Origin of the sequence: Hymenobacter oligotrophus (assembly GCF_003574965.1) — a bacterium.
Lineage (GTDB): Bacteria > Bacteroidota > Bacteroidia > Cytophagales > Hymenobacteraceae > Solirubrum > Solirubrum oligotrophum.
Window position 1 is genome coordinate 2,450,264 of the sequence record NZ_CP032317.1, and the last position, 26,174, is coordinate 2,476,437.

Genomic DNA, 26,174 nt, shown 5'->3' on the forward strand with positions numbered 1-26,174 from the left:
CCTTTCCGAACCTTTTCTCTGCATATGCCCTCTTCGAAGTCGACAGCCATGCGTTTGCTACTGCCAGCACTGCTCGGCACAGCTGGCGCTGCGCAGGCCCAAAAGCTACCCAACACCATTACCACAGCTGTACCGTTCATTACCATCAGCCCCGATGCCCGATCGGCGGCCCTAGGTGATGCTGGCGCTGCCATTTCGCCGGATGCGAATGCACCGTTCCACAACGCGGGAAAGCTGGGCTTTTTGCGCAACCCCTACGGCGCTTCGGCCTCGTATTCGCCCTGGCTGCGCAACGTTACCGACGACATGAGCATTTCGGCCCTGTCGGGGTACAAAAAACTTGGGGAACGTTCGGCCCTGGCTGCCTCACTGACTTATTTTGACCTAGGCTCCATCGATTTTCGCAGCAGCACCAATCAGCCCGAAGGTACTTTCAACCCGAAGGAATATTCGGTAAGTGTTACCTACGGTCAGAAATTGAGTGAGTACTTAGGCGTGGGCGTTACCACTCGCTACATTCGCTCGAACCTTACCGGCAGCCAAATTGCCGATAGCCGCCCCGGCAACGCCTTCGCCGTCGACCTAGGAGCTTACTACTCACGCGACGTGACCATCGGCGCCGGCGACTACAACCTGGCTTTTGGTGCCGCTGTATCGAACATCGGCAACAAGATTACCTACACCCGCGCCGACCAAGCCGATTTCCTGCCCACTAACCTGAAGCTGGGCACGGCCATTACGCGCGAGTTAGATGCTTTCAACAAGATTACCCTCACCGTGGATGCCAACAAACTGCTGGTGCCCACGCCGTATTACATCGACGGTGTTGATTCGTCGGACCCGGCCGTTGTGGCGGAGAACGACCGGATTTCCCGCAAGTCTATCGTAAGCGGCATCCTAGGTTCTTTTAGTGATGCACCTGGCGGCGCCAGCGAAGAATTTAAAGAAATTAACCTCTCGGCCGGCGCCGAGTACTGGTACAACGATTTGCTAGCCGCCCGCGTAGGCTATTTCTACGAAAACCCGCTTAAAGGCGACCGTCAGTACCTATGCTTGGGCCTAGGCCTACGCTACCAGGTGTTTGGAGTTGATGCTGCCTACCTGGTGCCCAACTCCCGCGCCAATCCGCTTGCCAATACTATTCGGGTTTCGCTCCACTTCAACTTCGGAAACGCCAGCGACAACGCCTCTTCCGGCGATTCCTTAAACTAATTGTCGATGCTGAATCGTCAACTTGCTCCCCCGACCCGGCCAATTGGCCGGGTCGCTTTGCCTACGGCCACCGTTACCCAGCTGCCCAACGGCGCTCGGCTTCATATATTGCCGCATGATGCACAACCGGTTGTTCGCTTACAAGTAGTATTGCCGGCTGGCCGTTGGTACGATCCTTTGCCGGGGGTATCCTTGCTTACCGCCCGCACGCTCCTCGACGGCACGCGCACGCGCACGGCTCGCCAAATCGCCGACGAAATAGCTTTCTACGGCGCCTCGTTGGAGTGCGACCAAGGGTTCGACAGGGCCACGCTTACGCTTTACTGTTTGTCTCGTCACTTGGAGAAGCTACTTCCGTTAGTTCACGATGTGCTCCTGAACGCCAGCTTCCCCGACAAAGAGATTGAGCAGTTGAAGACGCGTACCGTCCAAAATATTCGGGTGGAGCGGCAAAAGACAAGCTATCTAGCATCGGAACGTTTCTCGCAAAACCTGTTTGGCCCGAAGCACCCGTACGGTCGTCCGTTCAGCGAGGAGTCATTTCAATTGCTTTCTGCCAACGAAGCGCGCAGCTTTCATGGCCAAGCATACGATTTAAGCATAGCAGAGCTTTTCTTGTGCGGCGACGTATACGACGACCACACACACCTCATCCATAGCTTGCTTGGCAAGTCTAATACATCAGCTCTGTTAGTTGACAAACCAACAAGTCAAGGTGAAGCACAATCAACGCGAAACGATTACGTGCCTGTTGGCGGGAGCATACAGGCCTCGTTGCGCTTAGGCCGCACTTGGCCATCCCCATTACATTCTGACACGCACAAGTTGCAATTTTTGGTAAAAGTGCTTGGCGGATACTTCGGCTCCCGGTTGATGAAGAATATTCGGGAGGATAAAGGCTTCACATATGGTATCTACGCCAGCATAAATCACCGCGAGCATGGCAGCAACTTACTTATTGGTTCGGATGTGAATGCTCAAAACGCAGAAGCGGCAGTAACGGAAATATATCATGAAATGCGCAAGCTGCAGGAAGAACCCGTACCCGCCGATGAACTAGAGACGGTCCGGAGTTACATTCTAGGCAAGTTCCTGAACGAGCTTGGGACAATTTTTGAGCAAGCAGATAAATACAGAACCAGAATACTGCTGGGCCTTCCAATAGACTTCCACGCCCGCTTCGTAGCAGACGTGGAAACGGTAACAGCAAAAGAACTGCAAGCCCTAGCGCAAACTTACCTTTCACCCGTAGAGCTTATTGAAGTAGTGGCAGGACCCGAACGGAAATAATCTTCCCTGCTGCGCGAATAATGTTGTAAGCAAAGACTTGGGGTATAAATCAAACAGATGAGGCCGAAACGGGGGGCGAGTTAATTCGCCACCCGTTTCGGCCTCATCTGTTTGGCTATCATGTTAGCCCAATACCTAGGTAACCTTTCCGCACTAAAGCAGCTAACGATGATATTCTGGATAAAGCTTACAAACTATTATACGATCGTCTATTATCTCTATAGTCGTTAAATCGCATTCAGCTCAAGTATGAGCCGTTTAAACGAGTGTCATAATGGTGCGTATAAACCATACTCAAAAGGCTATAGAACCTTTGACACCGCCAGGAATCCGGACGGCACTGATGCGCCTGCATAGGCGCCATGCAACCAGGGCGATTAAACGCAAAAGCCCCCCCGCGGCGGACCGCGGGGGGGCGTGGGGACAAGGGTTGGCGGCGACCGACTCTCCCGCCGGCGAAGGCAGTACCATGGGCGCTCCGGGGCTTAACGGCTCTGTTCGGAATGGGAAGAGGTGAACACCCGGGCTAAAGCCACCATTGTCGTGCGCGGACACCTGCTTGCGCGCGGGCAAGCGGGGCCGTGAAGCGTTGACGCACGGCCAGCAAACGCAGGGGAAGAAGAAAAATGCAAGAGCGGGTATGCGGAAGCGTTCGGTTCATTAGTACCGCTCGGCTGCGCGTTTCCGCGTTAAGACCTGCGGCCTATCGACGTGATGATCTTTCACGGACCTTATTGAACGGAATGCTCATCTTGGGGTGAGTTTCGCACTTAGATGCTTTCAGCGCTTATCTCGACCCAGCGTAGCTACCCAGCGCTGCACCTGGCGGCACAACTGGTACACCAGCGGCTGGTCCAACCCGGTCCTCTCGTACTAAGGTCAGGTCCCCGCAACATTCCAACGCCCGCCACAGATAGGGACCGAACTGTCTCACGACGTTCTGAACCCAGCTCGCGTGCCACTTTAATCGGCGAACAGCCGAACCCTTGGGACCTTCTCCAGCCCCAGGACGTGACGAGCCGACATCGAGGTGCCAAACCTCCCCGTCGATATGAGCTCTTGGGGGAGATCAGCCTGTTATCCCCGGCGTACCTTTTATCCTTTGAGCGATGGCCCTTCCATGCGGAACCACCGGATCACTATATCCGTCTTTCGACCCTGCTCGGCGTGTCGGCCTCACAGTCAAGCCCGCTTCTGCTATTGCGCTCTGCATCCGGTTACCAAGCGGATTGAGCGGACCTTTGAAAGCCTCCGATACACTTTTGGAGGCGACCACCCCAGTCAAACTACCCACCAGGCACTGTTTCCCCTTTCTGGAGATTAGGCCCCAAGCAACGCAAGGGTGGTATTTCAACGTCGGCTCCCCGAAGGCTGGCGCCCCCGGCTCAACGCCTCCCACCTATGCTACACATGCGGTGCCCAGGGTCAATGCCAAGCTGTAGTAAAGGTGCACGGGGTCTTTCCGTCCCGTGGCGGGTACTCGGCATCTTCACCGAGACTACAATTTCACCGAGCTCACGGCTGAGACAGCGCCCAGATCGTTACACCATTCGTGCAGGTCGGAACTTACCCGACAAGGAATTTCGCTACCTTAGGACCGTTATAGTTACGGCCGCCGTTTACCGGGGCTTCGATTCAGACCGTCGCTTGCGCTAAGTCCCCCTCTTAACCTTCCGGCACCGGGCAGGTGTCAGGCCTTATACTTCCTCTTGCGAGTTCGCAAAGCCATGTGTTTTTGTTAAACAGTCGCCTGGGCCTTTTCACTGCGGCTTCTGCCATCGCTGGCAGGAAGCGTCCCTTCTCCCGAAGTTACAGGACCATTTTGCCGAGTTCCTTGGCCGTGATTCACTCGAGCGCCTCAGGATGCTCTCCTTGACTACCTGTGTCGGTTTGCGGTACGGGTCGTTCAATCGTAAACGCTTAGCGGGTTTTCTTGGGAGTCTGATTAGGGCAACTATGGCCGCGCCCCGAGGGGCTTGGCCTACTATCGCGTTTCGGCAAAACCGGCGTACTTCACTACCGGTCCTATACCTACGCGCTTCAACGGGCACTTCCGTCCGCCCGCGTGCCTTTCACTGCTCCGTCACCGCATCACTCAATTAAACGAGTGCTGGAATATCAACCAGCTGGCCATCGGTCATCGCCTGTCGGCTTAGCCTTAGGTCCCGACTAACCCTGCTCCGATTAGCGTTGAGCAGGAAACCTTAGTCTATCGGCGTGGGGGTTTCGCACCCCCATTATCGTTACTCATGCCTACATTTGCTTTTCCAGCCGCTCCACCACGCCTCCCGGTCATGGCTTCGCCGCTGCTGGAATGCTCCCCTACCGCTGCAGCAAGCTGCAACCCATCGCTTCGGTACCGGACTTGATGCCCGCGTATTATCGATGCCCTGTCGCTCGACCAGTGAGCTGTTACGCACTCTTTAAATGAATGGCTGCTTCCAAGCCAACATCCTGGCTGTCAAGGCAACTGGACCTCCTTTGTTCAACTTAGCCCGGATTTAGGGACCTTAGCGGATGGTCTGGGTTCTTTCCCTCTCGGCCTGGGACCTTAGCACCCCAGGCCTCACTGCCGCGTATATCACGGTGGCATTCGGAGTTCGTCTGGATTCGGTAGGCTGTGACACCCCCTAGTCCAATCGGTAGCTCTACCTCCACGTGACTCGACCGCGACGCTGTACCTCAATACATTTCGGGGAGTACGAGCTATTTCTCAGTTTGATTGGCCTTTCACCCCTACCCACAGGTCATCCAAATCCTTTTCAACGGAAACTGGTTCGGGCCTCCAGTTGGTGTTACCCAACCTTCACCCTGCCCATGGGTAGATCACAAAGTTTCGCGTCTGCCCCCCCTGACTCTGCGCCCTGTTCAGACTCGCTTTCGCTGCGGCTCCGCGTCTTCAGACGCTTAACCTCGCCAGGGAGGAGCAACTCGTAGGCTCATTATGCAAAAGGCACGCCGTCACTGCACCTGGCAGCTCCGACCGCTTGTAAGCGCACGGTTTCAGGTTCTTTTCACTCCCCTATCCGGGGTTCTTTTCACCTTTCCCTCACGGTACTGGTTCACTATCGGTCTCTCGGGAGTATGTAGCCTTGCCGGATGGTGCCGGCGGATTCAGACGGGGCGTCTCCGACCCCGCCCTACTCAGGATCCTACTAGAGCCTGATCAAATGTCGCGTACCGGGCTCTCACCGTCTCTGGCGCAGTTTCCCACCTGCTTCCGCTACCCGATCAAGGTCTCACGTCGTAGTCCTACAACCCCGGGCTGGCCGTAACCAACCCGGTTTGGGCTCGTCCCCGTTCGCTCGCCACTACTGGGGGAATCATATGTTATTTTCTGTTCCTGCGGGTACTTAGATGTTTCAGTTCCCCGCGTTCGCCTCCGTCCTTGCGGACCGGATACCGGTTCTTCAAACCGGTGGGTTGCCCCATTCGGAAATCTTGGGATCAGCCGGCATGTGCCCGTCCCCCAAGCTTATCGCAGCTTATCACGTCCTTCGTCGCCTCCGAGAGCCTAGGCATCCCCCGTGCGCCCTTCGTTACTTCCGTAACGGTCGACCCAGAGTAATCATGGGTCTGTCGTTTGCTCGTGCGATGCCCGTCCAACTTACTGGACAGGCCTATTTCTTCTACTATGTTTGCTAGCCGTTACGTCAAAGAACGTGCGCCGGGCCTGTTGCCCGGCGGCGGGGAAGCGCTTTCCGCAAGGAAAAGCGCTTCCGCAAAAAGGAAAGTGGAGAATAACGGATTCGAACCGTTGACCCCCTGCGTGCAAGGCAGGTGCTCTAGCCAGCTGAGCTAATCCCCCGTCGCACGAGTCGCCGCGGCCGGACGCCGAAGCGAGTGGGCCTGCGTGGACTCGAACCACGGACCTCGACATTATCAGTGTCGCGCTCTAACCACCTGAGCTACAAGCCCGGGCCTTCGGTCTTTTCCCCACCGGGGAAAAGCGAATCCTCGTGTCTCAAAATCATTGAGCGAGTGCGAAAACAACAGGTTAAGCGATTGAACGCCCGATCCGGCGGCGCGGCAAAAGCGCTCCAGAAAGGAGGTGATCCAGCCGCACCTTCCGGTACGGCTACCTTGTTACGACTTAGCCCCAGTTACCTGTTCTACCCTAACCGGCTTCTGTGACGAGCACCGGCTTCAGGTCTACCAGACTTCCATGGCTTGACGGGCGGTGTGTACAAGGCCCGGGAACGTATTCACCGCGTCGTTGCTGATACGCGATTACTAGTGATTCCAGCTTCACGCAGTCGAGTTGCAGACTGCGATCCGAACTGAGAACGGCTTTTCGAGATTGGCGCCTGCTCGCGCAGTGGCAACCCGTTGTACCGCCCATTGTAGCACGTGTGTAGCCCGAGGCGTAAGGGCCATGATGACCTGACGTCGTCCCCGCCTTCCTCGCTGCTTGCGCAGGCAGTCTGTCTAGAGTCCCCGCCTTGACGCGCTGGCAACTAAACATAGGGGTTGCGCTCGTTGCGGGACTTAACCCAACACCTCACGGCACGAGCTGACGACGGCCATGCAGCACCTTGCTTTGTGTCCCGAAGGAAAGGTCCGTCTCCGGACCGGTCACGCGCATTCTAGCCTCGGTAAGGTTCCTCGCGTATCATCGAATTAAACCACATGCTCCACCACTTGTGCGGGCCCCCGTCAATTCCTTTGAGTTTCACCGTTGCCGGCGTACTCCCCAGGTGGGATACTTAACGCTTTCGCTAAGCCGCGGACCATGTATCGCCCACAGCGAGTATCCATCGTTTACGGCGTGGACTACCAGGGTATCTAATCCTGTTTGCTCCCCACGCTTTCGTGCCTCAGCGTCAGTACCAGCCTAGTCAGCTGCCTACGCAATCGGGGTTCTGGATGGTATCTATGCATTTCACCGCTACACCATCCATTCCGCCAACCTCGCCTGGACTCAAGCCCGGCAGTATCCATGGCAGTTCCCTCGTTGAGCGAGGGGCTTTCACCACGGACTTACCGGGCCGCCTACGCACCCTTTAAACCCAATAAATCCGGACAACGCTCGCACCCTCCGTATTACCGCGGCTGCTGGCACGGAGTTAGCCGGTGCTTATTCACCCGGTACCGTCGATTCCCGCCGCAGCGGTCTTTTCTTCCCGGGCAAAAGCCGTTTACAACCCAGAAGGCCGTCATCCGGCACGCGGCATGGCTGGGTCAGCGTTTCCGCCATTGCCCAATATTCCCTACTGCTGCCTCCCGTAGGAGTCTGGCCCGTATCTCAGTGCCAGTGTGGGGGATCGGCCTCTCAGCTCCCCTAGCCATCGTCGCCTTGGTGGGCCCTTACCCCGCCAACTAGCTAATGGCACGCAGGCTCATCTACACCCGAAATTCTTTAACCACCAAGCGATGCCGCCCTATGGTCTTATGCGGTATTAATCCACCTTTCGGCGGGCTATCCCCCAGGTGTAGGCAGATTGCCTACGCGTTACGCACCCGTGCGCCACTGGGCATTGCTACCCCGTTCGACTTGCATGTATTAGGCCTGCCGCTAGCGTTCATCCTGAGCCAGGATCAAACTCTCCATTGTAAAAGTTTGTTGCTGCTGCTTCCAGCAGCGATTTGTCCTAGCAATCTTTTGCCGCCGCCCTTCCCGCTGGAAGGGCGCGCCGACAGGATCGGTTTGTTCGTTTCGCTTGGTTCGCCGCTTGCCCGCGCCTCGCGGCGCCGCAACCGGCTACTACCTTGTCGTTTTCAACACTCTCTCAAAGAACGGGCGGACACCGGTCGTGTCCGTAGCGCCGCGCATCCCGCGGCCCGTGTTTTTGTGGTTGGGGCTGCAAAGGTAAGCAGCTCTTTCCCGCTTTCGCAACCCCCGGCGCCAACTTTTTTTTCGCCGCGCCGTCCGACTTGTTTTCTATTCCCCGACTCGCGTTCCGAACCGGGCTGCAAAGGTAATAAACTCGTTCGCTGCTTTGCAAGTTCCAGCGCCGTTTTTTTAACAATCACTTCCGTTTGAAGCGGGTTGCAAAGGTAATGTCCTTGAAGAAACAAAAGCAAGAGCTGAGCAAGATTTTCAACTTCTGCTTTTTAACCAAGCACTATCCTAAAAGACCGCAAACAACCTTGTTTGGCTTGTTTTCCATACCGCGTTTCGGTTTGGGAGTGCAAAAGTGGCGGATGGACTTGAGTTAAGCAAGGGCTGGTCAAACATTTTTTCTTGTTGGATAAACGCCCAAACAGACTATGCACTGTATATGTGGCTGTTGAGCTTTGTTAATGTATCCACGTTCACTGCTTGTTCCGCTCTGTTTTCAGGTTAGTGCGTGCATGATCCGCTTCGAATTGATAAATGGTTTGCCCTAGGGCTTGCAGGAAGGGCAGGCCAACGGATGTGTATTCGTATTGACCGTCGTTCAAGATTCTGTCCCGGTTGACGTACAAAATGGCACTCAGCATGAACTCGACACCGGCTTGCTGATCGGCGAAGTAAGCGCAATCGGCTAGGTAGCCGTGCGACATGCCTACTATATTATATATGCGTAGGCCGCCTTGTGGCTGGGCCGACCGTTGGCGGCCGTAGAACAAATACTTCTTGTACGCCGGATAAAAGTCGGGGGAAGCGTACCGGCGAATACCGGATTCGGCTGGGGTACTCCCTAGGTACTTGCGTAAAAATGCGTAGTCGGTATCTGTCAGAGCAAAGCTTGGGGCCGTGCCCTGCTCATCTGGAAACAAGGTATACCGAAGCAATTCATCGACGACTCGCAGTGGCAGGTAGTTGGCCGTGGTAAAATCGTAGGGCAGCGGCACGTATTTGCCTGCTTGGTAATAACCGCGCCCTTTTACGATCCGCCCCAGAGGCGGCTTGGGCGCAGCAGGGTTGCAGACTGCGGGTTGGTGGTAAAGTTGCTTGCCGGTTGCGTCATAAAACGTAATGGGATTGGTATAGCGGTTGGCTGCGGTGTCGCAGGGGGCAAACCGCCGAACGATACGCACCGAGGGGTACCCGGCTTTTGCGAGCCGTTGATGTATGTACTGTTGACCTAGGAATTCATATAACCTGTTATAAGCTTGATTATCGCTCACAAGCAGCATTCGCTTTATATAGTTGCCTAGGGTAGCTGTGTTGCTGGTATCGGCAGGAGCGGCGAACGGCACAGCCGTTTGGCAGCGCCCCGCCACACCCGTTGCCATAATGCTTTGGCGCGATAAAGCGGGTACCTGTCGGCGAAGCGCATTCAGCTTTTCAAGTGAAAGCAGGGCTATCGGCAGCTTTACTAGGCTAGCTGGGTTGAAATAGGCTTTATCATTCAGCCGATAAGTGAACTGCTGAAAACGCGGCTTACCCTGAGCGTTGCGTTGAATGCGCGTATAAATCACCTGCAATTCGTACTGCTCAGCCTTATTTACTACAGGTGACAGCGCCGGGGTATTGTATAGTAAGCTATCTAATGGGTTTGCGGCTAGACTTGGTGTACGCCCGAGCTGGTTTGTTGGTGAAGCGTTAAAATTGGCGCTTACACAGCCTAATACCCCCCACAACATTAACCTGCCGCGCTTCAACATAGCTCTGGGTTAATACCTATTTATACTAGGGAGCATTGCTTGTGCTATGATATGCTAAGTTTTGGGTTGGTTGCGCTTTTGGGCAAGTAGTAGGTTGGAATCATTGACGCGCCAGTTGTAGCCGGTACCAAACGGAAGTGGGCGTGGTTTGCGTATTGTGTCTTGGTACGCAGCGGTAAGCGCTGGCTGATAGTACATGGCAAACATGGGAATGGGTTTGCGGTACGTGCCGTAGTGCACAAAGCGCCAGTCGTCCGGTTTAAAATACTTCATAGCAATTCCTGAATCGTCTTGAAGAACGCACCGGCTCTGCTCCAAAATAAGGTTACGCACCTTGCTAAAATAGGGCTTGTGCATGAGGTAGGTAGCCGACTTCACGTAAGTAGTAAGCGGACCTAGGTTTCGCATGTAGGTGAGCACGGCGCCGTTGGTTTGAGCTAGCTTCCAGTCGCTGAGGTCAGCTGAGAAATAGTATACCTTCTTCTCGTGCCCGCTTGAGGAGCGTAGTTTTAGCAGTACCCCCGGAATGAGAGTATTTGCGGCGGCAGTATTGTCAACCGAATCGGCGGGCAACAACTCGCCCTTGCGGCTGAGGCGCAGGTGCTGCACATCGGTGATTAGATGGTTGGTGCGCGCTGCAAACAGCATGATTAGGGGCAGCGCGCCGTCGAGTTCTAGCGACTTCAAATCGACGGCCATGCTGTTGGTGCGAAAGAAGCTAAAGCTCAGCACCGACCACAGCGAGGTTTTGATTGCGTGAAAAAGCTTGGGGCTCTTAAGTGATGCCTGCCCGGGCACAGAGCCGACCGGCTCCAGCCCCACCAGCACAAAGCTTTGGCTGTTCGGGAACATGGTGGCCGCGTTCAACAAATCGGGGCCGCTGAACGGGTAAAACACCACCGGGCTCTGCTGCTGCAGGCTGTCGAGCTCTTGCTTGGCCCAAGCTTCTATTTTGGTGGTGCGGGTGGCATGGTACTTCGCCCAACTTATATTGGCATCGGCGGCGAAGGCCTGCCACCCGGGGTTGTTCGTTAAGGCACGTAGCTCTGAGCCACGCTTCACGGGCATGCCGGCCAAGTAAGCGGCTACGTCGTGCGCGTCGGAAGTATCGGAAGGAGCTGGCGCCACTACTGGCTGCGCACTAATCGGTTGGCTTGCTGGGTTGGTTACCGCCGGGGCTGCGGCAGTATCGGGTGCAGGTTGGGGCGGCTGAGCCACCGATGAGGTACGCTGTTCGGAACAAGCCGAAAATGCAACAACGAAAACCGGCATCAACCACCGGCACAAGGAGAAACGCATCGCCTAAACAAACGCTGATTTGCCGGGAAGTTACTAAACCTCGTCGGGTGATAGCGCTAGAAGCAGCAGCGTGTCCTAGGTCCTGTAAGGCCCGAGCTGACTACGGCATACTGGTGCGTAAGCCCCTCTCCTACCCGATGGCCTTTTGCTTGGCTGCACCTAGGGCGTAGATGACGGCATAGATAACCAACCCCAATGCTACAGTACCCAGGCCCAAAAGTGATTCGAGGGTTTGGTCGCGGAGCAGATAAACCAGCGTCCAGGCGTTGAGTGCCAAAAACAGCAGCGGTGTGAATGGGTAACCCCACGTACGGTACGGGCGTGGTAACTCGGGCTGGCGCCAGCGGAGCACAAACAGCCCCAACACCGTGAGGAAGGTAAACAGGTTGAGGACGAAACCAGCATACACCAACACAGCCTCGAACGTACCCGACACGATAAATATCAACGTGAGACCGGTTTGGAATAGTGTGGCCCGCACAGGCAGCCCCCGCCGGCTGCGGCGCGCCAACCACCGCAAGGCTGGCAAATCTTCGCCCATGGTTTGCACAATGCGCGGGCCCGCAAACACCATGGAGCTAACAGTTGAGACTAGCAGCAGCGCAACCAGTAAACCCATCAGCTGCCCTATTGCCACGCCAAAAATCTGATTGGCCGATAAAAACCCGATTTCTACCTGCCCGGCTAATACCTTGATGGGGGTGGTGCGCAGAAAGACGTAGTTGAGCAGCACGTAAAGCAGCGCCACAATGCCCGTGCCGGTAAGCAAAATGCGCGGCAGGTTGCGCTGCGGCTGCTCCACCTCACCGGCCATGTATACGGCCGCATTCCAGCCCGAATAGGCATAGGAAACATAAATAAGCGACACCGCAAACGAAGGCTGCAGCAGTTGCCGGGTAGCTTCGGCCGTTGGCGCAAACGAAAACGGTTGGGCTTCGGCCAAGAGCCCTGCCGCGATAAAGAAAATCAGCAAGCTTATTTTCAGCAGCGTAACTACCACCTGAAAGCGGCTGCCCACCTGCCCGCTGATCAGGTGCACTACGGTAACAACAGCCACTACCGCCACCGAAAGCAAGTTGGCATGCGCTGCGGGCCATACACTGGCCGTATATCTACCCAGGGCAATGGCTGCCAAAGCCGTGGGAGCTGCAAAGCCAACGGTAGCCGAAATCCACCCCGACAAAAACCCTACTGCCGGGTGGTAGATACGCGAGAGGTAGTGGTACTCGCCGCCCGACCTAGGCAGTGCCGCGGCCAGTTCGCCGTAACACAAGGCGCCGCACAAAGCTATTACGCCGCCCACTACCCACAGCATCAGCAAAGCAAAGCCGCTGGTGGTGCCCAGTACCTGGTAACCCAAGCTCGTGAATACGCCGGTGCCCACCATGTTGGCTACCACAATGGCAACCCCGGTGTAAAACCCAATGCGGTATACTGGCTTACTGAGTACAGGCTGGCTCATGCGGCGAATTACTAAAGAAACGGGCACAAAAAGCGCCGTGCCAAGCGGTGCGAAGCAAAAGTGTGCCCCGGAGCGGCACAACAAGAATGCTTCTGCTACGCTTGGCACGGCGCACTAAGTTGCCCAACGCAACTGCTACTGCCCCGACCTAGGCTTTCGGACGCTTGTACAGCGGCACGGTGCTGCACGGTTCGCCGTACATAATGCTGCCAGCCACCGGCAAAAGTTTTTGCATGATGGCCACGTAGGCGTAAGTGGGTATCGGGTCGTTGCCGCAGCCTTTTACTACAATTTTGGCGTCGCGGTATTCCTCGGCGTCGACGCCAGCAATGGCTTCGTGAAACAGCTCCTGCTCCAGCGCCTCGAGGTTGCCGAACACGTAGCGGTGCGCGTGGCCCTGCAGCTTGCTAGCCAACAGCATGTAAGCCCAAGTGGGCACAATGGCATCGGCCGAGCAGATGATGGCCACGTTTTTACCGGCGTACTGGCTCCAATCGTGGGTTTTCAGAAAGTCGCGGAAGTCTTTCTCGCGCAAAATCAGGCCGTGGTACAGGTTATCCTTGATGTCGTACACGACCCGCTCGCCTGGGTGCTTCAACTCCTCGAGGTTGAAGCTGACCAGGGCACTTTGCGCAACGCGGTTGATGATTTCGTCCATGGAGGAAGTATTCAGTAGTTGGTACTTCGTAGTGAGCTTTCGTTGAGCCTAGGCCAACTACTCACTATGCAATACACATTACAAAAGGGCTTTGTTCGGAGTGGTGGTGTACACCTCCTTCAAGTAAAAAGGCTCGTAGTACGCCACGTCTTTAAACGCTTGCCGGGCGTAGGCGGCTTCGGCCAATTGCGCTACGGCTATGGCCGAGGGGTGCACGTTGGTCAGAAACTCGGCGTTGGGCTTATCAGCTACCAGCGGCTGAAACTTGGCTGCTCCGCTACCGAAAAACAGCACCGGCCCTAGGTCTAGCTCGGCGGCCCAGCTGTCGGCATCTAGTATTACCGGCGCCGGAGCTTGCAGTTCCTGGCCATCGGCAGAATACAACGCGGCGTATACCTCCATGCGGCGCGCATCGAGCAAGGGGCAAAAGCGGTAACGCGCGGCCCTAGGTACCTGCTGGGCAACTTGGTGCGCCAGCGCCGGCAACGTGCCCACTGCCACCAACGGCAGACTTAGGGCGTAGCACAACCCTTTGGCAGCCGCTGCCCCAATGCGCAGCCCCGTGTACGAGCCCGGCCCGTCGGAAACCGCAACGGCCGAAACCTGCTCGAGCGCAACGCCTGCATTGCTCAGCAATTGCTCGATCAGTACGGTTAGATGCGACGAGTGCGACTTCTCGAGCCGCAACTCAGTAGCGGCAAGCAATGCGCCGTCGTGCGTCAGGGCTACTGAGCAAACGGGCGAGGAAGTTTCAAGAGCGAGGATGAGGGGCATTGAGAAGTACTTCGAAGCAATACTACGCAGGCTGGGCGCCAGTTTCTACCAACGTTTCAGTCTTACGCGCAGCGAAAAGTTGATTGGTCCGTGGATGCAGAAACCATATCCCTATTTGGCTGGCTTATGAATCATGCTCAGCCTTTGGCGTGTGGCAATCCATTCGCTAATAGAACACTTGTCGTTTCAACAAAAAAGCAGACTCGATTTGAGTCTGCTTTCGAATACAAAGGTATGCTAAACCTTACTGCTTGCCCGGAGTGCCGGCGCTCTTCATGGCGCTGGCGGCTTTGCCACCTGGCTTTAAGAGGGTAGTGTAACGCGACTGGTCGTTGAGCAACTGCACGGCGGCCAAAATATTGGGGTCGTCGTTGAAGGTGGCCTCGATCTGCCCTTTCTGGAAGTAATACCGCGACACAATTTCCTGCTCCAGCAGCTCCCGGATTTCGGGCTTGAAGCGGGTAAGGTCGTTGGCTTTGTTGGTGGTTACTTTCTTGCGAATGGCATCAAGCTCCAGCTTCACGTCCTCGTAGTGCTTCTCCTCCTTGGTTTGGGCCGTGAGGCTAGCCAAGGCCTTTTCGGCGGGTGTCGAGTAGCTAATGTCTTTGCCTTGCACCCACTGCGTAAACTTCTGGTACTCGGCGTCAGAAAGCTTGAAGTCGCGAGCGGGCGGAATGCTTTGGTGCTCGGCGCGGTAGCGGGTGGCGTAATCAAACAGGTAATTTTTCTGGAGCAGCACCCGCGTGATGTCGGCAATTTCCTTGTCCTTCACCTCCACATCGGGCGCCACGCCGCCGCCGTCGTACACCAAGCGGCCTGCGCGCGTTTTAAATGCCGTGCGCAACGAGTCGGGCACCTTACCTAGGGTACCGTCCTCGGCGCGGTGCGAGTAATCAATTTCCTGAATGCAACGGCCGCTCGGAATGTAGTACTTGGCCGTCGTCACCTTCAGCTGCGAGTTGTACGACAGCGGGCGGGTGGCTTGCACCAAGCCCTTGCCAAACGTTCGCTCGCCCACCACCACGGCGCGGTCGTAATCCTGAATCACCCCGGCCACGATTTCGGAAGCCGAAGCCGAACGGCCCGAGGTAATAATTGCCATCGGAATTTGCGTGTCGAGCGGCGCGTCGAGGGCTTTGTAGGTCTTGTTCCACTCCGTCACCTTGCCCTTGGTGCTCACGATATCGAGGCCCTTGTCCACGAACAGGTTCGAGATGTTCACGGCCTCGTTGAGCAAACCGCCGGGGTTGTCGCGCAGGTCGAATACGATCTTTTTGGCCCCTTGCTCCTTTAGCTTGGTTACGGCGTTGCGTACCTCGCGCGAGGCATCCACCGTGAAGCCCGACAGCTGCAAGTAGCCGATGTCGGTAGTAATCATGCCGAAGTATGGCACGTTGTCTACCTGAATCTTGTCGCGCGTGATGTTGACTTCGATGGGCTGCTCCTGGCCGTAGCGCGTCACCATTAGCTTCACGGTGGAGTTGGCCTGGCCTTTCAGCAGCTTGCTGATGTCGGAGTTATTCTTCTTCTCAACCGTTACGCCGTTAATCGACAGAATCTCATCGCCGGGCAGCAAACCGGCTTTTTGGGCCGGAAAGCCTTCGTAAGCGGTTTGCACCACGGTTTTGCCGCTGCGCTTCACCACAATGGCCCCGATGCCGCCGTACTGCCCGGTCGTCATCGTGCGAAAATCCTCGATGTCGTCCTCCGGAATGTAGTTCGTGTACGGGTCGAGCGACTTGAGCATCGCGTCGATGCCCGTTTTCACGAGCTTTGCGGGCGGTACCTCGTCCACGTAGTAGGTATTCACCTCCTTGAAGAGGGTAGCGAAAATGTCGAGGTTCTTCGCTATTTCAAAATACCGTTCGCTGTCGGTGGCCGAGGTAAGAGAGAATACTAAGGCAGCACCAGCAGCTAAACCTAGGGTAGTTTTGCGGACGTTCATAGAAGGCAGCAGCTGTAAAATACAGACACTTATACCGCCGGAGGAGTTGCGTTGTTCGGCACAGATCCAGCCTCGGTGGCGCGTAACAAACGCTCCAGTCCTGAAATTAATTTATTCTGCACGACGGTGAAAGGCTTTTTTTCCTTGCCCGTGTAGATAAGCGCCAACTGGCCCACATGGTGGCCGCCAGCTGCCTCGGTAAGCAAGTGCTTATTGAGGCGGTAAGCTTCGCGCAACAAACGCTTAAGGTGATTGCGGTCGACGGCCCGCTTAAAGGTGCGTTTCGACACGCTGATGAGCACCTGGGGCGGCGCAGTAGTAGGCTCCCTAAGGGGCAGCCACACCATGCGCAGAGGATATAAACCAAAAGAAGAACCCCGGCCGAAAAGCTCGTCGATGAGCTTTTTACGGCACAAGTGTTCTTCTTTCGAAAACGTGTAAGCGCGCGCGCCCGGCATGAAAACTCGGGGCACGGCTAAGCGAGCTATATGCTAGCCAGCCAGCCGTGCGACGGGGCTATTAGCGCTTGTGTTTGTGCTCGTCCGATACGGTGAGCTTTTTGCGACCTTTCTTACGGCGGGCGGCGAGTACGCGGCGGCCGTTAGCAGATTCCATGCGCAGACGGAAGCCGTGCTTGTTACGGCGCTTGCGCTGAGAAGGCTGAAACGTTCTTTTCATGACGGGGCACGGTTATGTAAGGCCGGCAAAGGTAAGGAGTTATATTTAAAAAGGCAATCGATTATCCGAATGGTTGCTACAAAGTTCTATTTCCGTTGCCTTACCCCAAGCAGACTGCCCTTTTCCGCCGTAGCTTTGCTAAGCACTTCGGTGCCTCTTCGCGCCATGATTCAGTACCACGTTTCGTTTGCCAACCCGCTCACTTTTTACCTGCAAGTACAAATGCAGCTCGCCGTGCCTGCCCAAGAGGCGGCACCGCTCGAGCTGCAATTGCCAGCTTGGCGGCCAGGGCGTTACGAAATTCAAAATTTCGGGCAGAAGATCCAGCGCGTAGAGGCCTTTGATGCCGACACGGCCGAGCCGCTGCCCTTGCGCAAGCTTACCAAGGACCGTTGGGAGGTAGCCAACGCTACGGGCCGCACGGTGCGCGTGCAGTACAATTTTTACGCCCACCAGATGGATGCGGGCGGCTCCTGGCTCGATGAATCGCAGCTGTACCTAAACGGCATTCAGTGCTTTATGTACGCCGAAGGCCGCCAGGCCGAACCCTGCCAGCTTACCCTTGCGCTGCCCGATGGCTGGCGCATTGCCTGCGGCATGACGCAGACGGCCCCGAATGTACTGGAGGCGGCCTCGTTCGATGTGCTCGTTGATTCGCCGCTGATTGCCTCCCCTACCCTGCAGCACGCCAGCTACGAGGCCGGCGGGTTGCCTTTTCACGTGTGGGTGCAGGGCAACGAGGCCCGGCCCAACTGGGAGGTAATTGTGCGCGACTTCAAAGCGTTCAGCGAAGAACAGCTGCGGTTGTTTGGCTCGTTTCCGGCCGCAGATTATCATTTCCTGAACGAGATCCTGCCTTACAAGCACTACCACGGAGTAGAGCACATCAACTCCACCGTGATTACCCTAGGTCCGGCCGAGCAGTTGATGAACGAGGAGCTGTACAAGGATTTTCTGGGCGTGAGCTGCCACGAGCTGTTTCATGCCTGGAACATCAAGAGCATCCGGCCCGCCGAGATGATGCCCTACGATTACACCCGCGAGAATTATTTCCGCACGTGTTTTGTGGCCGAAGGCATTACTACCTACTACGGCGAGTATTTGCTGGCCCGCGCCAACGTGCGCACCGCCTGGCAGTATTTCGACGAACTGAATACGGTGCTCCGCAAGCATTACGACGACCACGGTCGCGCCAATCTTTCGGTGGCCGATGCTTCCATGGATTTGTGGCTCGATGGCTACAAGGCGGGCGTGCCCGACCGCAAGGTATCGGTGTACCACAAAGGGGCGTTAGTAGCCTTGCTGCTTGATTTGCACATCCGACGCCGGCACAACCACCGACGCAGCCTCGACGACGTGATGCGCCGCTTGTGGCAGGAGTTCGGCCAAACGGGCATTGGCTACACCGAGCAAGATTACCAGCGTGTGGTAACCGAGGTGGCCGGCGAAGACATGAACTGGTACTTCGATGGGCACATTTACGGCACGGCCGAGCTCGAAGGCCCGCTTGATGAGGCTTTGCGTTTTGCGGGCTGCTGCCTGATGGTGCAACTGAACGGCTCTTTTGCCGAAGGGCGCCTTGGTTTCCGAACGGTGCAGAAAGGCGACCGTACCGAGGTAACCGATATTCATCCCGACTCGCCCGCCAGCCACAACCTCACCGTCGACGATCAGATTGTGGCCGTAAACGGACGCCGCGTAAGCGGCAACCTGCAAAGCCTGTTAAACAACGGGCAGCTGCAACACGAGGTTACCGTGTTCCGGCAAGATCGGCTGGTAACCGTTGAACTACAACCGAGCTCGGAGCGGTTGTACTGGCCGCGCATCACGGTGGCCAAGCTAGCCGAGGCCACCGCTGCGCAGCAAGCAAGTTTCAGCCAGTGGCTAAACCAAGCTTTCTAGTCGTTTCGCCACTTCGTATCCGCCGTATGTACTCGCTGCGTCCGCTGCCGGCCCTGCTGGGCCTGAGCCTGCTGACTTCTTGCACGCTGCGTATGCAGCCGGCGGAACGCGCCAAGCCGGGCGTGCCGGGCTCGTCGCCGTATCCGCCGCTTAGCCCGTCGGCGGGCGCGGCCAGCAGCCCCAAGCGCCCCGTGCCGCCGCCCATATACCGGTACGGGCGTTTCGATACGCTGGTGCTCGGCCAGAGGGTGCTGCGCCTGTACCCCGGCACGCGCGAGGTATACGAGCGCCTGCCTTTGCAGCCGTGGCTGGAAAGCAGCTCCGCAGCCGAAGGCGACGAGTTCGACCCCGAAGCCGAGGAGCGCCGCCGCTTGCGCAAAGCCGCAGCCGATGTAAAACGCCTAGGTCAGGTGCTGGTGTTGCGCTGCCGCAGAGGCAAGGAGGTACGCCTCGTGAACAACCCCACCGAGGATTACGAAACCAGCGTGGTGTACGAGTACGTGGCCACGTTGCCCAGCATCAGGCAATGGCTGGTGGCCGTGCGCCTCTACGAAGGCGGGTATTATTTGCTGGTCGATCAGCAAACCGGCCGGCAAACGGTGGTGTGGAGCCCGCCTTCGGTAGCGCCCGACGGGCAGCATTTCGTGTGCGGCTCCTCCGATGTACTGGCCCGCTACGAACCTAGTGGCCTGCAAGTGTGGAGCATGGCAGGCGGCCGACCGCGCCTGTTGTGGGAGCGGCAAACAGAGTGGGGCGTAAGCCAGCCAAGGTGGTTGGATAACCACAACGTCTTGTTTGAGCAAGACTTTATCTACAACGGCGACGTGGATACGCGCGTGATGCGCATTAAAGTGGTGAACTAGAGCACTTCCTAGGTCGAATGTCGCACGGTACGCATTAGCACCATAACCGAAAAAGCCCCGCCAGACGAATCTGGCGGGGCTTTTTCGGTTATCAGCTTTCAGGCTAGTCAGCCTTGCGGCCGGGGCCTTTTTGGTTGTTGTCAACCGACATGGGCCAGTTGCCTTGCGGGTTGCTGCGCGGCTTGTTGGAGGCGTTCGAACGGATTTCGTCTTTGTTGCCGCCGGCAGCGTTGTTTCGAATCTGGTTGCCTTCTTCCGAAATCGGGTTGCGGCTTACGTTCTGCACTTTGGTGCCGTCGCTGTTCGACGAAGGCACTTTGCTGTTTTCCAGATTCGAGCCCGGAATGAGTTCTTGATTCTTGTTATGGTTATGCTTGCTCTTGCTCTGAGACATGGCGTTGGGTCGTTTAGAAGGTAAACGGATACCCTCTTTTACCCCGAGCCCGGCCGCAAGGTTGTGTTAAGCCAGCACTTCTTCTACGCGCACCAAGTCAGCGAACTGCTTTTCGCGCTCCTGAATTTCCTCTTGCGTGAGGTTGAGCAGGCGCTCGGTGCCGAATTTCTCGACGCAGAACGAGGCCATGGCCGAGCCGTGAATAACAGCGCGCTTCAGGTTTTCGAACGAGCAGTCGTCGGTAGCGGCGATGTGACCGATGAAGCCACCCGCAAACGTATCGCCGGCACCGGTTGGGTCGAATACTTCTTCGAGCGGCAGCGCTGGGCAGAAAAACACCTGCTTTTTGTGGAAGAGCAAGGCGCCGTGCTCACCCTTTTTAATGATCAAGAACTTGGGACCTAGGGCCAAAATCTTGCGGGCCGCCTTCACGAGCGAGTACTCACCCGACAGCTGACGCGCCTCTTCGTCGTTGATGCTCAGCACGTCTACCATCTGGATGGTCTCGAGCAGGTCTTCCATGGCCGTATCCATCCAGAAGTTCATCGTATCCATCACGATGAGCTTGGGGCGGTTCACGAGGCGCTGAATAACCAAGCGCTGAATTTGGGGCGTAAGGTTGCCCAGCATCAGGTACTTGCAGTCCTGGTACGCATCCGGAATAACGGGGTCAAACGTAGCCAGTACGTTCAGCTCAGTAGCCAGCGTATCGCGCGAGTTCAGGTCGTTGGCATACTTACCCGCCCAGAAGAACGACTTCTCGCCTTGCTTGATTTGCAGACCTTCGGTATCAACCCCGTGCTGCTGCAACATGGCGATGTCGCTTTGCTGGAAATCGTCGCCCACTACCGAAACAATCTTAACGGGCTTGACCGAATAGGAAGCGGCCAGGGAAGCAAACGTGGCAGCGCCACCCACGATTTTGTCGGTTTTGCCAAAGGGCGTTTCGATAGCGTCGAAGGCTACCGTGCCGATTACGACCAGGCTCATAAGCAGTTAAATTCAGGAGTTGATGTAGACGTGAAGTTGCGCTGTAAAACCGCAAAGGCAATAAAAAAGTCCCCGGAGCTTAAGTTCCGGGGACCTAGTGGGGTAAGTAATGGGGCTCGAACCCACGACCTTCGGAATCACAATCCGACGCTCTAACCAGCTGAGCTATACCTACCGTGTTTGTTTGGATGGCAAAAGTAGAACGCGAGGTGGTTTTAGGCAAGTCTTACCCCAACTTTTTTTCTGTGCAAAAGCCTCCCAAATGCTATTTGCCTGAGCCTCCCACTACTTCGGCGTACCTTTGCGGTTGCCCATTGCAGCTACCTCATGACCGAACCTACCCCCGAACAAGCCGCCGCTCCCCTATCGTTTGAGGATTTCAAACTCAACAAGCAGCTGCTCACGGCCGTGGCCGAAGCGGGTTTTGAGCGCCCCACGCCGGTGCAACAACAAGCCATACCGTTGCTGCTCGCCGGCCACGACCTCCTAGGTGTAGCGCAAACCGGTACCGGCAAAACGGCCGCTTTCGGCTTGCCGCTGCTCATGAAGGTGAAGTACGCTCAGGGCACGCACCCCCGCGCCTTGGTGCTGGCCCCCACGCGCGAGCTGATTTTGCAGCTCGAAACGCACCTGCGCAAGCTGGCCGCCTACACCGATTTGCGCATTGTGGCCGTGTATGGCGGCGTAGGCGTCAAAACGCATTCCGAGGCGGTGCGCAACGGTGTAGATATTCTGCTGGCCACGCCGGGCCGCCTGATGGAGCTGTACTCCAAAGGCGACTTGGTGCTGAAGGAACTGAAAACGCTGGTGCTCGACGAGGCCGACAAGATGATGGACATGGGCTTTATGCCCCAAATCCGGCGTTTGCTCGAAATCATTCCGCGGAAGCGCCAAAACATGCTGTTCTCGGCCACCATGCCGCCCAAGGTGGAGGAGCTAAGCGCCGAGTTTCTCGAATTTCCGGTAAAAATTGAGGTAACGCCTTCGGCCGCGCCGGCCTCCACGGTACAGCAAACACTGTACGAGGTACCCAACTTCCTGACCAAAATTCACTTACTCGAGCACTTGGTGGCCGATGTGGAGGTGTTTAATCGGGTTATCATTTTCGCCCGGTCTAAGGAAACCGCCGACAACATTTTCCACTTCCTTAACCGCAAGATCGAGGGCGAATCGCGCGTAATTCACGGCAACAAGGGCCAGAACACCCGCCTGAATTCAATGGATGCCTTCCGCGAAGGCGGTGTGCGCTTTCTGGTAGCTACCGATGTGGCGGCGCGCGGTATTGATATTCCGGAAGTAAGCCACGTCATTAACTTCGATGTGCCGGTGGTGTACGACGACTATGTGCACCGCATTGGCCGCACGGGCCGGGCCGAGCGCACGGGTGCCGCCGTTACGTTTGCTACGCCAGCCGAAATGCCGCATGTGCAGCGTATCGAAGAGCTAATGCGCCAACCAATTCCGCAGCACCCCCTGCCGCCCGAGGTAAAAATCTCCGAAACGCCCTTTGAAGAGGCCCAGCGCATGGCGCGCGAGCTGGATACGCTGCGCCGCAAAGCCGACCCCAACTACAAAGGCGCTTTCCACGAAAAACAGGAGTGGCTGAAAACCGGCGTTACAATTGACAAACGCACGGGCAAAACTTACGACGGCCCGCAGCGCAGCAAAAAGGGCAGCAAAGCAAACCCCTCGAAGGGCCGAGCCTCCTCGCCCACAGCAAAGGCCAGCAAGGCCGCAGCCGCCAAAAACCGCCAGCAACGCCGCAAATAGGTAGCAGGGTCGAAAACGCATTGAGTCTGGTTTGGCAACTTCGCCGAGCCGGACCCAATGCGTTTTGTTGCGCCCTAAAAGCACTGCGGCCCCGCGCCATGGCGCGGGGCCGCAGCAGCAAAGTGCTTGTGCCGGAAAACTCAGCGGTGAAAAATGGGCAGGTGGCTGAACTTGATGGTTAGAAACGTGAAGGCTGCCCCCCAAAACATGGCGCTCCAAAGCATGTGCAGCAGAATGTGCCGGCGCTTCACGCCCAGCAGCGTGGCAATAACGGTTCCGCCAATGGGCGTAAACAACACCGGTGTAAGGAACGCAATGCCCCCGATGCCGAAGCGCCGGAACACGCGCACGATTTGCCGGGCCCTAGGGGTGAAAACCGGTTTGTGCCGCAAGCGACGCCGGCGCTGCAGGTGCGCCACAAACACACGCCCCAGCCCCGAAAACACCAGCACGCTCGTCATCATGCCGGCTACGGTAAGCACCCACGTAGGCACAAACGATAGCCCCGCGGCAGCACCAGCCAGCGGCCCTCCAAAGAACTTTACCATGCTCAGCAGGAAAACGGACGCGTATTTCACGGCGTGCGGCATCACGGGCGTTCAGACGTTGATCGTTTTAGGCAAAGCCAGGTACTTACACAGATAATTCGGTGCGGGCCCAAGAGCGGTTACGAAACTGTGCTAATTATTTGACAGGCAGACTTACAGCTTGCTTCCGTAGGCCAAGTCGCCCGCATCGCCTAGGCCCGGAACAATATACGCATGTTCGTTCAGGTGGTCGTCGAGGGCGGCCAGCCAGATGTGGGCTTCCGGAATTTCCTCGAGTACGTGCTTCAGGCCCTCGGGCGAAGCAATTACGGCCGCAATGTGCACCTGCCGCGGCTGGCCGAAGCGGAGCATGGCCCGGTACGTAAGCGCCAACGACTTGCCCGTGGCCAGCATAGGATCGGCCAAGATCAGTACGCGCCCGTTGAGGTTGGGGGCCGAGAGGTAATCAACCTGCACCTCTACCCGCGAAGTAGCCTCGATGCGGTAGGCGGCCACAAACGCGCTGGGCGACTGATCGAAGTAATTGAGAAATCCTTGATGGAACGGCAAGCCCGCGCGCAGTACCGTGGCCAGTACCGGAAAATCCGACAGCAACTGCCCGCTCGACTCAGCCAAGGGCGTTTGTACTGTTTTTTCGGTGTACTGCAGCTGCGAGCTGATGCGGTAGGCAATGATTTCGCCGAGGCGCTGCAGGTTGCGGCGGAAACGCAGCGAATCGCGCTGCACGTGCACATCGCGCAGCTCAGCCAAAAAATGGTTGGCAATGCTCGGCTCGGAGGTCACGATGTGCACTCGGCCGCCTTGGGTCAGCGCATCCAGGTCAGGTACCACGGGCGGGTAGTTTGGGTGAGAGAACAATACGGCACAGGCCGCGCCCCGAAATTCGCAAAAAAGCGGGCAATACTAGGTATGGTGCCGCCCTCAAAGTCCAGCACTAGATCGGGTGTGCCGGCGTGCCGGGCAATTACGTAATCGAGCAGCAGCATAGGCGCGTGCTGCTTTTTGCCGGCCGCCGAAGCCGCCGCAAACAGGTACGTAACGCGGTTGGGGCTGTGCACAAACAACGCTCCGGCCAGCAGCTCGCCGTTGCCGGGTTGCCGCACCTCCAGTATTTCGCCGTGGGCACCTAGGGCGTGCGTTAGGTGCTGCAGCCGCGCAAAGTGCCTGTTGTACAGACGCGTTTGGTGGTCGGGCTTGTAACTCCGAAACAAGGCAACTGTTGGCGCCAACGAGCCGGCCGGCACTACTTGCAGCGGCATAGCTTGCTCGCGGTGTTGCCGCAGCCGGCGCCTGAACTCGGGCGTGTAGTGCGCCAGCAACGTGCCGTAATCGGCCGATAGCCCTAGGTGGTAGGTAGTGCGTTCCGTTGCTTGCCAGCCGGCCGGTAGGCCGCTGGGGGTAGCGTTGCCGGTATTCAGTTGAAGATGCAAGCGCACAAACCGCCCGCTTAACAAGGCTAGGTACTCGGCGGGGTTGCGGTGCTGGCTAGCGGCGGTAGTCAGCAAGCCCAACTGCTGTGTAAAAGGCGGCTGCAAGCTTTCGGTGCCCCACAGCCGGCGCTGCACCGGCACCGGAAAAACCGAGGCGTAGCCACCGCCGGGCTTGGGCTCTACTATGGCCTCCCAGGTTGGGCCGTTGGTTGCATCAAGCCAATGGGCTTGGGCATACGGCACACGTTCCTCGGCTTGGGCTACGCAGGCCTGCCAATCGGCCATATCGAGCTCAGAACGTTGGAGGTAGCAAAGTGGCACAGCGCAAAGGTAACGCCTGCCAACCGCCAGCGCACTTAGGCCATACTACCTCAACAGTGCGCCGAGCTATATTTACCCAACCTTTACTCTGATACATGCCCTACGTTTCTGGCCGCCACACTCCCAAACTTTTGGCGGTGCTTGCCGGCGTGGTGTACGCCTTGGCTTTTCGTTTTGTGTTCAACACGGGCCCGTTCGAGCGGTTCGGCGGGCTGCTGATGCTGTCGTTTCTGATAGCGGTGCCGTTTGGCCTGGGCATTCTTACGGCGCACTACACCCCAGCCAGCCGCGGCAATGCGTGGCGTTACGTGTTTGCGCCTTGGATTGCCACCACCCTGTTCTTGCTCACGGCGTTTGTGGCGCACCTAGAGGGTGTCATCTGCCTGATCATAATTCTGCCGCTGTTCTACTTCGTGTCGTGGTTGGGGGCACGGCTTTACGCATGGTTAGAGAAGCACCGCAACAACAAACCCGACGATTATGCCCTGGTATCGGCCGTAGCGTTGTTGCCTTTTGTGGTAGCTTTTGCCGAAAGCCGCTTTACCACCCCCGATAGTTTGCGGCGGGTGCAAAACGTGGTGGAAATAGCTGCTCCGCCGGCCGTGGTGTGGCGGCACATCGTGCGCGTAGCCCCCATCAGCCCCGCCGACCTAGGGCCCAGCCTTGTCGATGATATTGGTTTTCCGCGGCCTGTGCAGGCTACGCTTACGCACGAGGGCATCGGCGGAGTACGCCATGCCACTTTCGAGCGAGGCGTCGAGTTCATCGAAACCGTGGACGAATGGATACCGGAGCAAAAACTTTCCTTTGGTATCAAGCCCAACACAGCTACCATTCCACCCATTACCTTCGACGAGCACGTAATTGTGGGCGGGCGCTTTTTCGATGTGCTGCGCGGCACCTACGAGCTGCAGCCGTTGCCCAACGGCCACACGCGCTTAGTGCTGTTCAGCCAACAGCGCCTGAGCACCAACCTCAACCCCTACGCCGGGCTCTGGACGGATTACGTAATGAGCGAGATTCAGCGGCGCATTTTGCTAGTAGTAAAGCGCCGCTGCGAGGCATCCGAAAAGGGCTGCTGCCCTACGGTTTCGGAAAATTAGCG

At 57.0% G+C, this 26,174-nt stretch carries 19 protein-coding genes, 3 tRNA genes and 3 rRNA genes; 6 read left to right on the plus strand and 19 right to left on the minus strand.

Annotated elements, in window-relative coordinates:
* Nucleotides 1-48 precede the first annotated feature (48 nt).
* Both porV and D3Y59_RS10495 read left to right on the plus strand, forming a co-directional pair.
* Nucleotides 49-1,212 carry a type IX secretion system outer membrane channel protein PorV gene (gene porV / locus D3Y59_RS10490; RefSeq protein WP_240410331.1) on the plus strand — a complete coding sequence of 388 codons (1,164 nt, stop codon included), beginning with the start codon at nt 49-51 and terminating at the stop codon, nt 1,210-1,212.
* Nucleotides 1,213-1,218: 6 nt separating this feature from the next.
* The gene (locus D3Y59_RS10495; RefSeq protein WP_162910685.1) at nt 1,219-2,502 is read left to right on the plus strand and encodes a M16 family metallopeptidase; all 1,284 of its coding nucleotides are present in this window, start codon (nt 1,219-1,221) and stop codon (nt 2,500-2,502) included.
* A 428-nt stretch (nt 2,503-2,930) separates the two neighbouring features.
* On the opposite strand, the gene rrf is transcribed toward D3Y59_RS10495, so the two are convergent.
* The 13 genes from rrf to rpmH form a co-directional block, all read right to left on the minus strand.
* A 5S ribosomal RNA gene (rrf, locus tag D3Y59_RS10500) occupies nt 2,931-3,042 on the minus strand.
* Between the two features lie 100 nt (nt 3,043-3,142).
* Nucleotides 3,143-6,051: ribosomal RNA gene (locus tag D3Y59_RS10505) — 23S ribosomal RNA — on the minus strand.
* 185 nt (nt 6,052-6,236) lie between these two features.
* Nucleotides 6,237-6,310 (minus strand) — tRNA-Ala (locus tag D3Y59_RS10510).
* A 36-nt stretch (nt 6,311-6,346) separates the two neighbouring features.
* Nucleotides 6,347-6,420: transfer RNA gene (locus D3Y59_RS10515), tRNA-Ile, on the minus strand.
* A gap of 126 nt (nt 6,421-6,546) precedes the next feature.
* Nucleotides 6,547-8,056: ribosomal RNA gene (locus D3Y59_RS10520) — 16S ribosomal RNA — on the minus strand.
* Together the 16S, 23S and 5S rRNA genes with 2 tRNA genes alongside form the textbook arrangement of a ribosomal RNA operon.
* 701 nt (nt 8,057-8,757) lie before the next feature.
* Nucleotides 8,758-10,035 (minus strand): serine hydrolase, encoded by a 1,278-nt coding sequence (locus tag D3Y59_RS10530; RefSeq protein ID WP_119445011.1) that lies wholly within the window; start codon nt 10,033-10,035, stop codon nt 8,758-8,760.
* 54 nt (nt 10,036-10,089) lie between these two features.
* The gene (locus tag D3Y59_RS10535; protein WP_162910686.1) at nt 10,090-11,253 is read right to left on the minus strand and encodes a hypothetical protein; all 1,164 of its coding nucleotides are present in this window, start codon (nt 11,251-11,253) and stop codon (nt 10,090-10,092) included.
* 211 nt (nt 11,254-11,464) lie between these two features.
* The gene (locus tag D3Y59_RS10540; RefSeq protein ID WP_119445013.1) at nt 11,465-12,796 is read right to left on the minus strand and encodes an APC family permease; all 1,332 of its coding nucleotides are present in this window, start codon (nt 12,794-12,796) and stop codon (nt 11,465-11,467) included.
* A gap of 148 nt (nt 12,797-12,944) precedes the next feature.
* A complete protein-coding gene (locus tag D3Y59_RS10545) occupies nt 12,945-13,454 on the minus strand; it encodes a DUF2480 family protein (protein WP_119445014.1) in 510 nt (169 codons plus the stop codon).
* A gap of 78 nt (nt 13,455-13,532) precedes the next feature.
* The gene (gene tsaB, locus D3Y59_RS10550) at nt 13,533-14,228 is read right to left on the minus strand and encodes a tRNA (adenosine(37)-N6)-threonylcarbamoyltransferase complex dimerization subunit type 1 TsaB (protein ID WP_119445015.1); all 696 of its coding nucleotides are present in this window, start codon (nt 14,226-14,228) and stop codon (nt 13,533-13,535) included.
* Nucleotides 14,229-14,472: 244 nt separating this feature from the next.
* Nucleotides 14,473-16,173, minus strand: coding sequence for a S41 family peptidase (locus D3Y59_RS10555; RefSeq protein WP_119445016.1), 1,701 nt, complete (start codon nt 16,171-16,173; stop codon nt 14,473-14,475).
* 29 nt (nt 16,174-16,202) lie between these two features.
* Entirely contained in the window at nt 16,203-16,646 is a 444-nt protein-coding gene (gene rnpA / locus D3Y59_RS10560; RefSeq protein ID WP_240410332.1) for a ribonuclease P protein component, read from the minus strand.
* A 46-nt stretch (nt 16,647-16,692) separates the two neighbouring features.
* The gene (gene rpmH, locus D3Y59_RS10565) at nt 16,693-16,851 is read right to left on the minus strand and encodes a 50S ribosomal protein L34 (protein WP_078014902.1); all 159 of its coding nucleotides are present in this window, start codon (nt 16,849-16,851) and stop codon (nt 16,693-16,695) included.
* Between the two features lie 165 nt (nt 16,852-17,016).
* Here rpmH and D3Y59_RS10570 point away from each other — a divergent pair, with 165 nt between their 5' ends.
* Nucleotides 17,017-18,753, plus strand: a complete 1,737-nt coding sequence (locus tag D3Y59_RS10570; RefSeq protein ID WP_119445018.1) for a M61 family metallopeptidase — start codon at nt 17,017-17,019, stop codon at nt 18,751-18,753.
* Between the two features lie 26 nt (nt 18,754-18,779).
* On the plus strand, nt 18,780-19,616 hold the full coding sequence (locus tag D3Y59_RS10575; RefSeq protein ID WP_119445019.1) for a hypothetical protein: 837 nt from the start codon (nt 18,780-18,782) through the stop codon (nt 19,614-19,616).
* Between the two features lie 103 nt (nt 19,617-19,719).
* Here D3Y59_RS10575 and D3Y59_RS10580 read toward each other — a convergent pair whose 3' ends face one another.
* The 3 genes from D3Y59_RS10580 to D3Y59_RS10590 all read right to left on the minus strand — a co-directional run bounded on the left by D3Y59_RS10580 (nt 19,720) and on the right by D3Y59_RS10590 (nt 21,175).
* Complete coding sequence (locus D3Y59_RS10580; RefSeq protein ID WP_119445020.1) at nt 19,720-20,010, minus strand: hypothetical protein; 291 nt, start codon at nt 20,008-20,010, stop codon at nt 19,720-19,722.
* A 66-nt stretch (nt 20,011-20,076) separates the two neighbouring features.
* Complete coding sequence (locus tag D3Y59_RS10585; RefSeq protein WP_119445021.1) at nt 20,077-21,000, minus strand: PfkB family carbohydrate kinase; 924 nt, start codon at nt 20,998-21,000, stop codon at nt 20,077-20,079.
* Nucleotides 21,001-21,098: 98 nt separating this feature from the next.
* A tRNA-His gene (locus D3Y59_RS10590) sits at nt 21,099-21,175 on the minus strand.
* 152 nt (nt 21,176-21,327) lie between these two features.
* On the opposite strand from D3Y59_RS10590, the gene D3Y59_RS10595 reads away from it, so the two are divergent.
* Complete coding sequence (locus D3Y59_RS10595; RefSeq protein ID WP_119445022.1) at nt 21,328-22,770, plus strand: DEAD/DEAH box helicase; 1,443 nt, start codon at nt 21,328-21,330, stop codon at nt 22,768-22,770.
* A gap of 140 nt (nt 22,771-22,910) precedes the next feature.
* On the opposite strand, the gene D3Y59_RS10600 is transcribed toward D3Y59_RS10595, so the two are convergent.
* From D3Y59_RS10600 to D3Y59_RS10610, 3 genes are all read right to left on the minus strand, one after another.
* A complete protein-coding gene (locus D3Y59_RS10600) occupies nt 22,911-23,348 on the minus strand; it encodes a hypothetical protein (protein WP_240410333.1) in 438 nt (145 codons plus the stop codon).
* A 123-nt stretch (nt 23,349-23,471) separates the two neighbouring features.
* A complete protein-coding gene (gene upp / locus D3Y59_RS10605) occupies nt 23,472-24,149 on the minus strand; it encodes a uracil phosphoribosyltransferase (RefSeq protein WP_240410334.1) in 678 nt (225 codons plus the stop codon).
* Nucleotides 24,125-25,033 carry a GNAT family N-acetyltransferase gene (locus tag D3Y59_RS10610; RefSeq protein ID WP_119445024.1) on the minus strand — a complete coding sequence of 303 codons (909 nt, stop codon included), beginning with the start codon at nt 25,031-25,033 and terminating at the stop codon, nt 24,125-24,127. Before D3Y59_RS10610 ends, upp begins: the two co-directional genes overlap by 25 nt.
* Before the next feature lie 131 nt (nt 25,034-25,164).
* Here D3Y59_RS10610 and D3Y59_RS10615 point away from each other — a divergent pair, with 131 nt between their 5' ends.
* The gene (locus tag D3Y59_RS10615; RefSeq protein WP_119445025.1) at nt 25,165-26,172 is read left to right on the plus strand and encodes an SRPBCC family protein; all 1,008 of its coding nucleotides are present in this window, start codon (nt 25,165-25,167) and stop codon (nt 26,170-26,172) included.
* Nucleotides 26,173-26,174 lie beyond the last annotated feature (2 nt).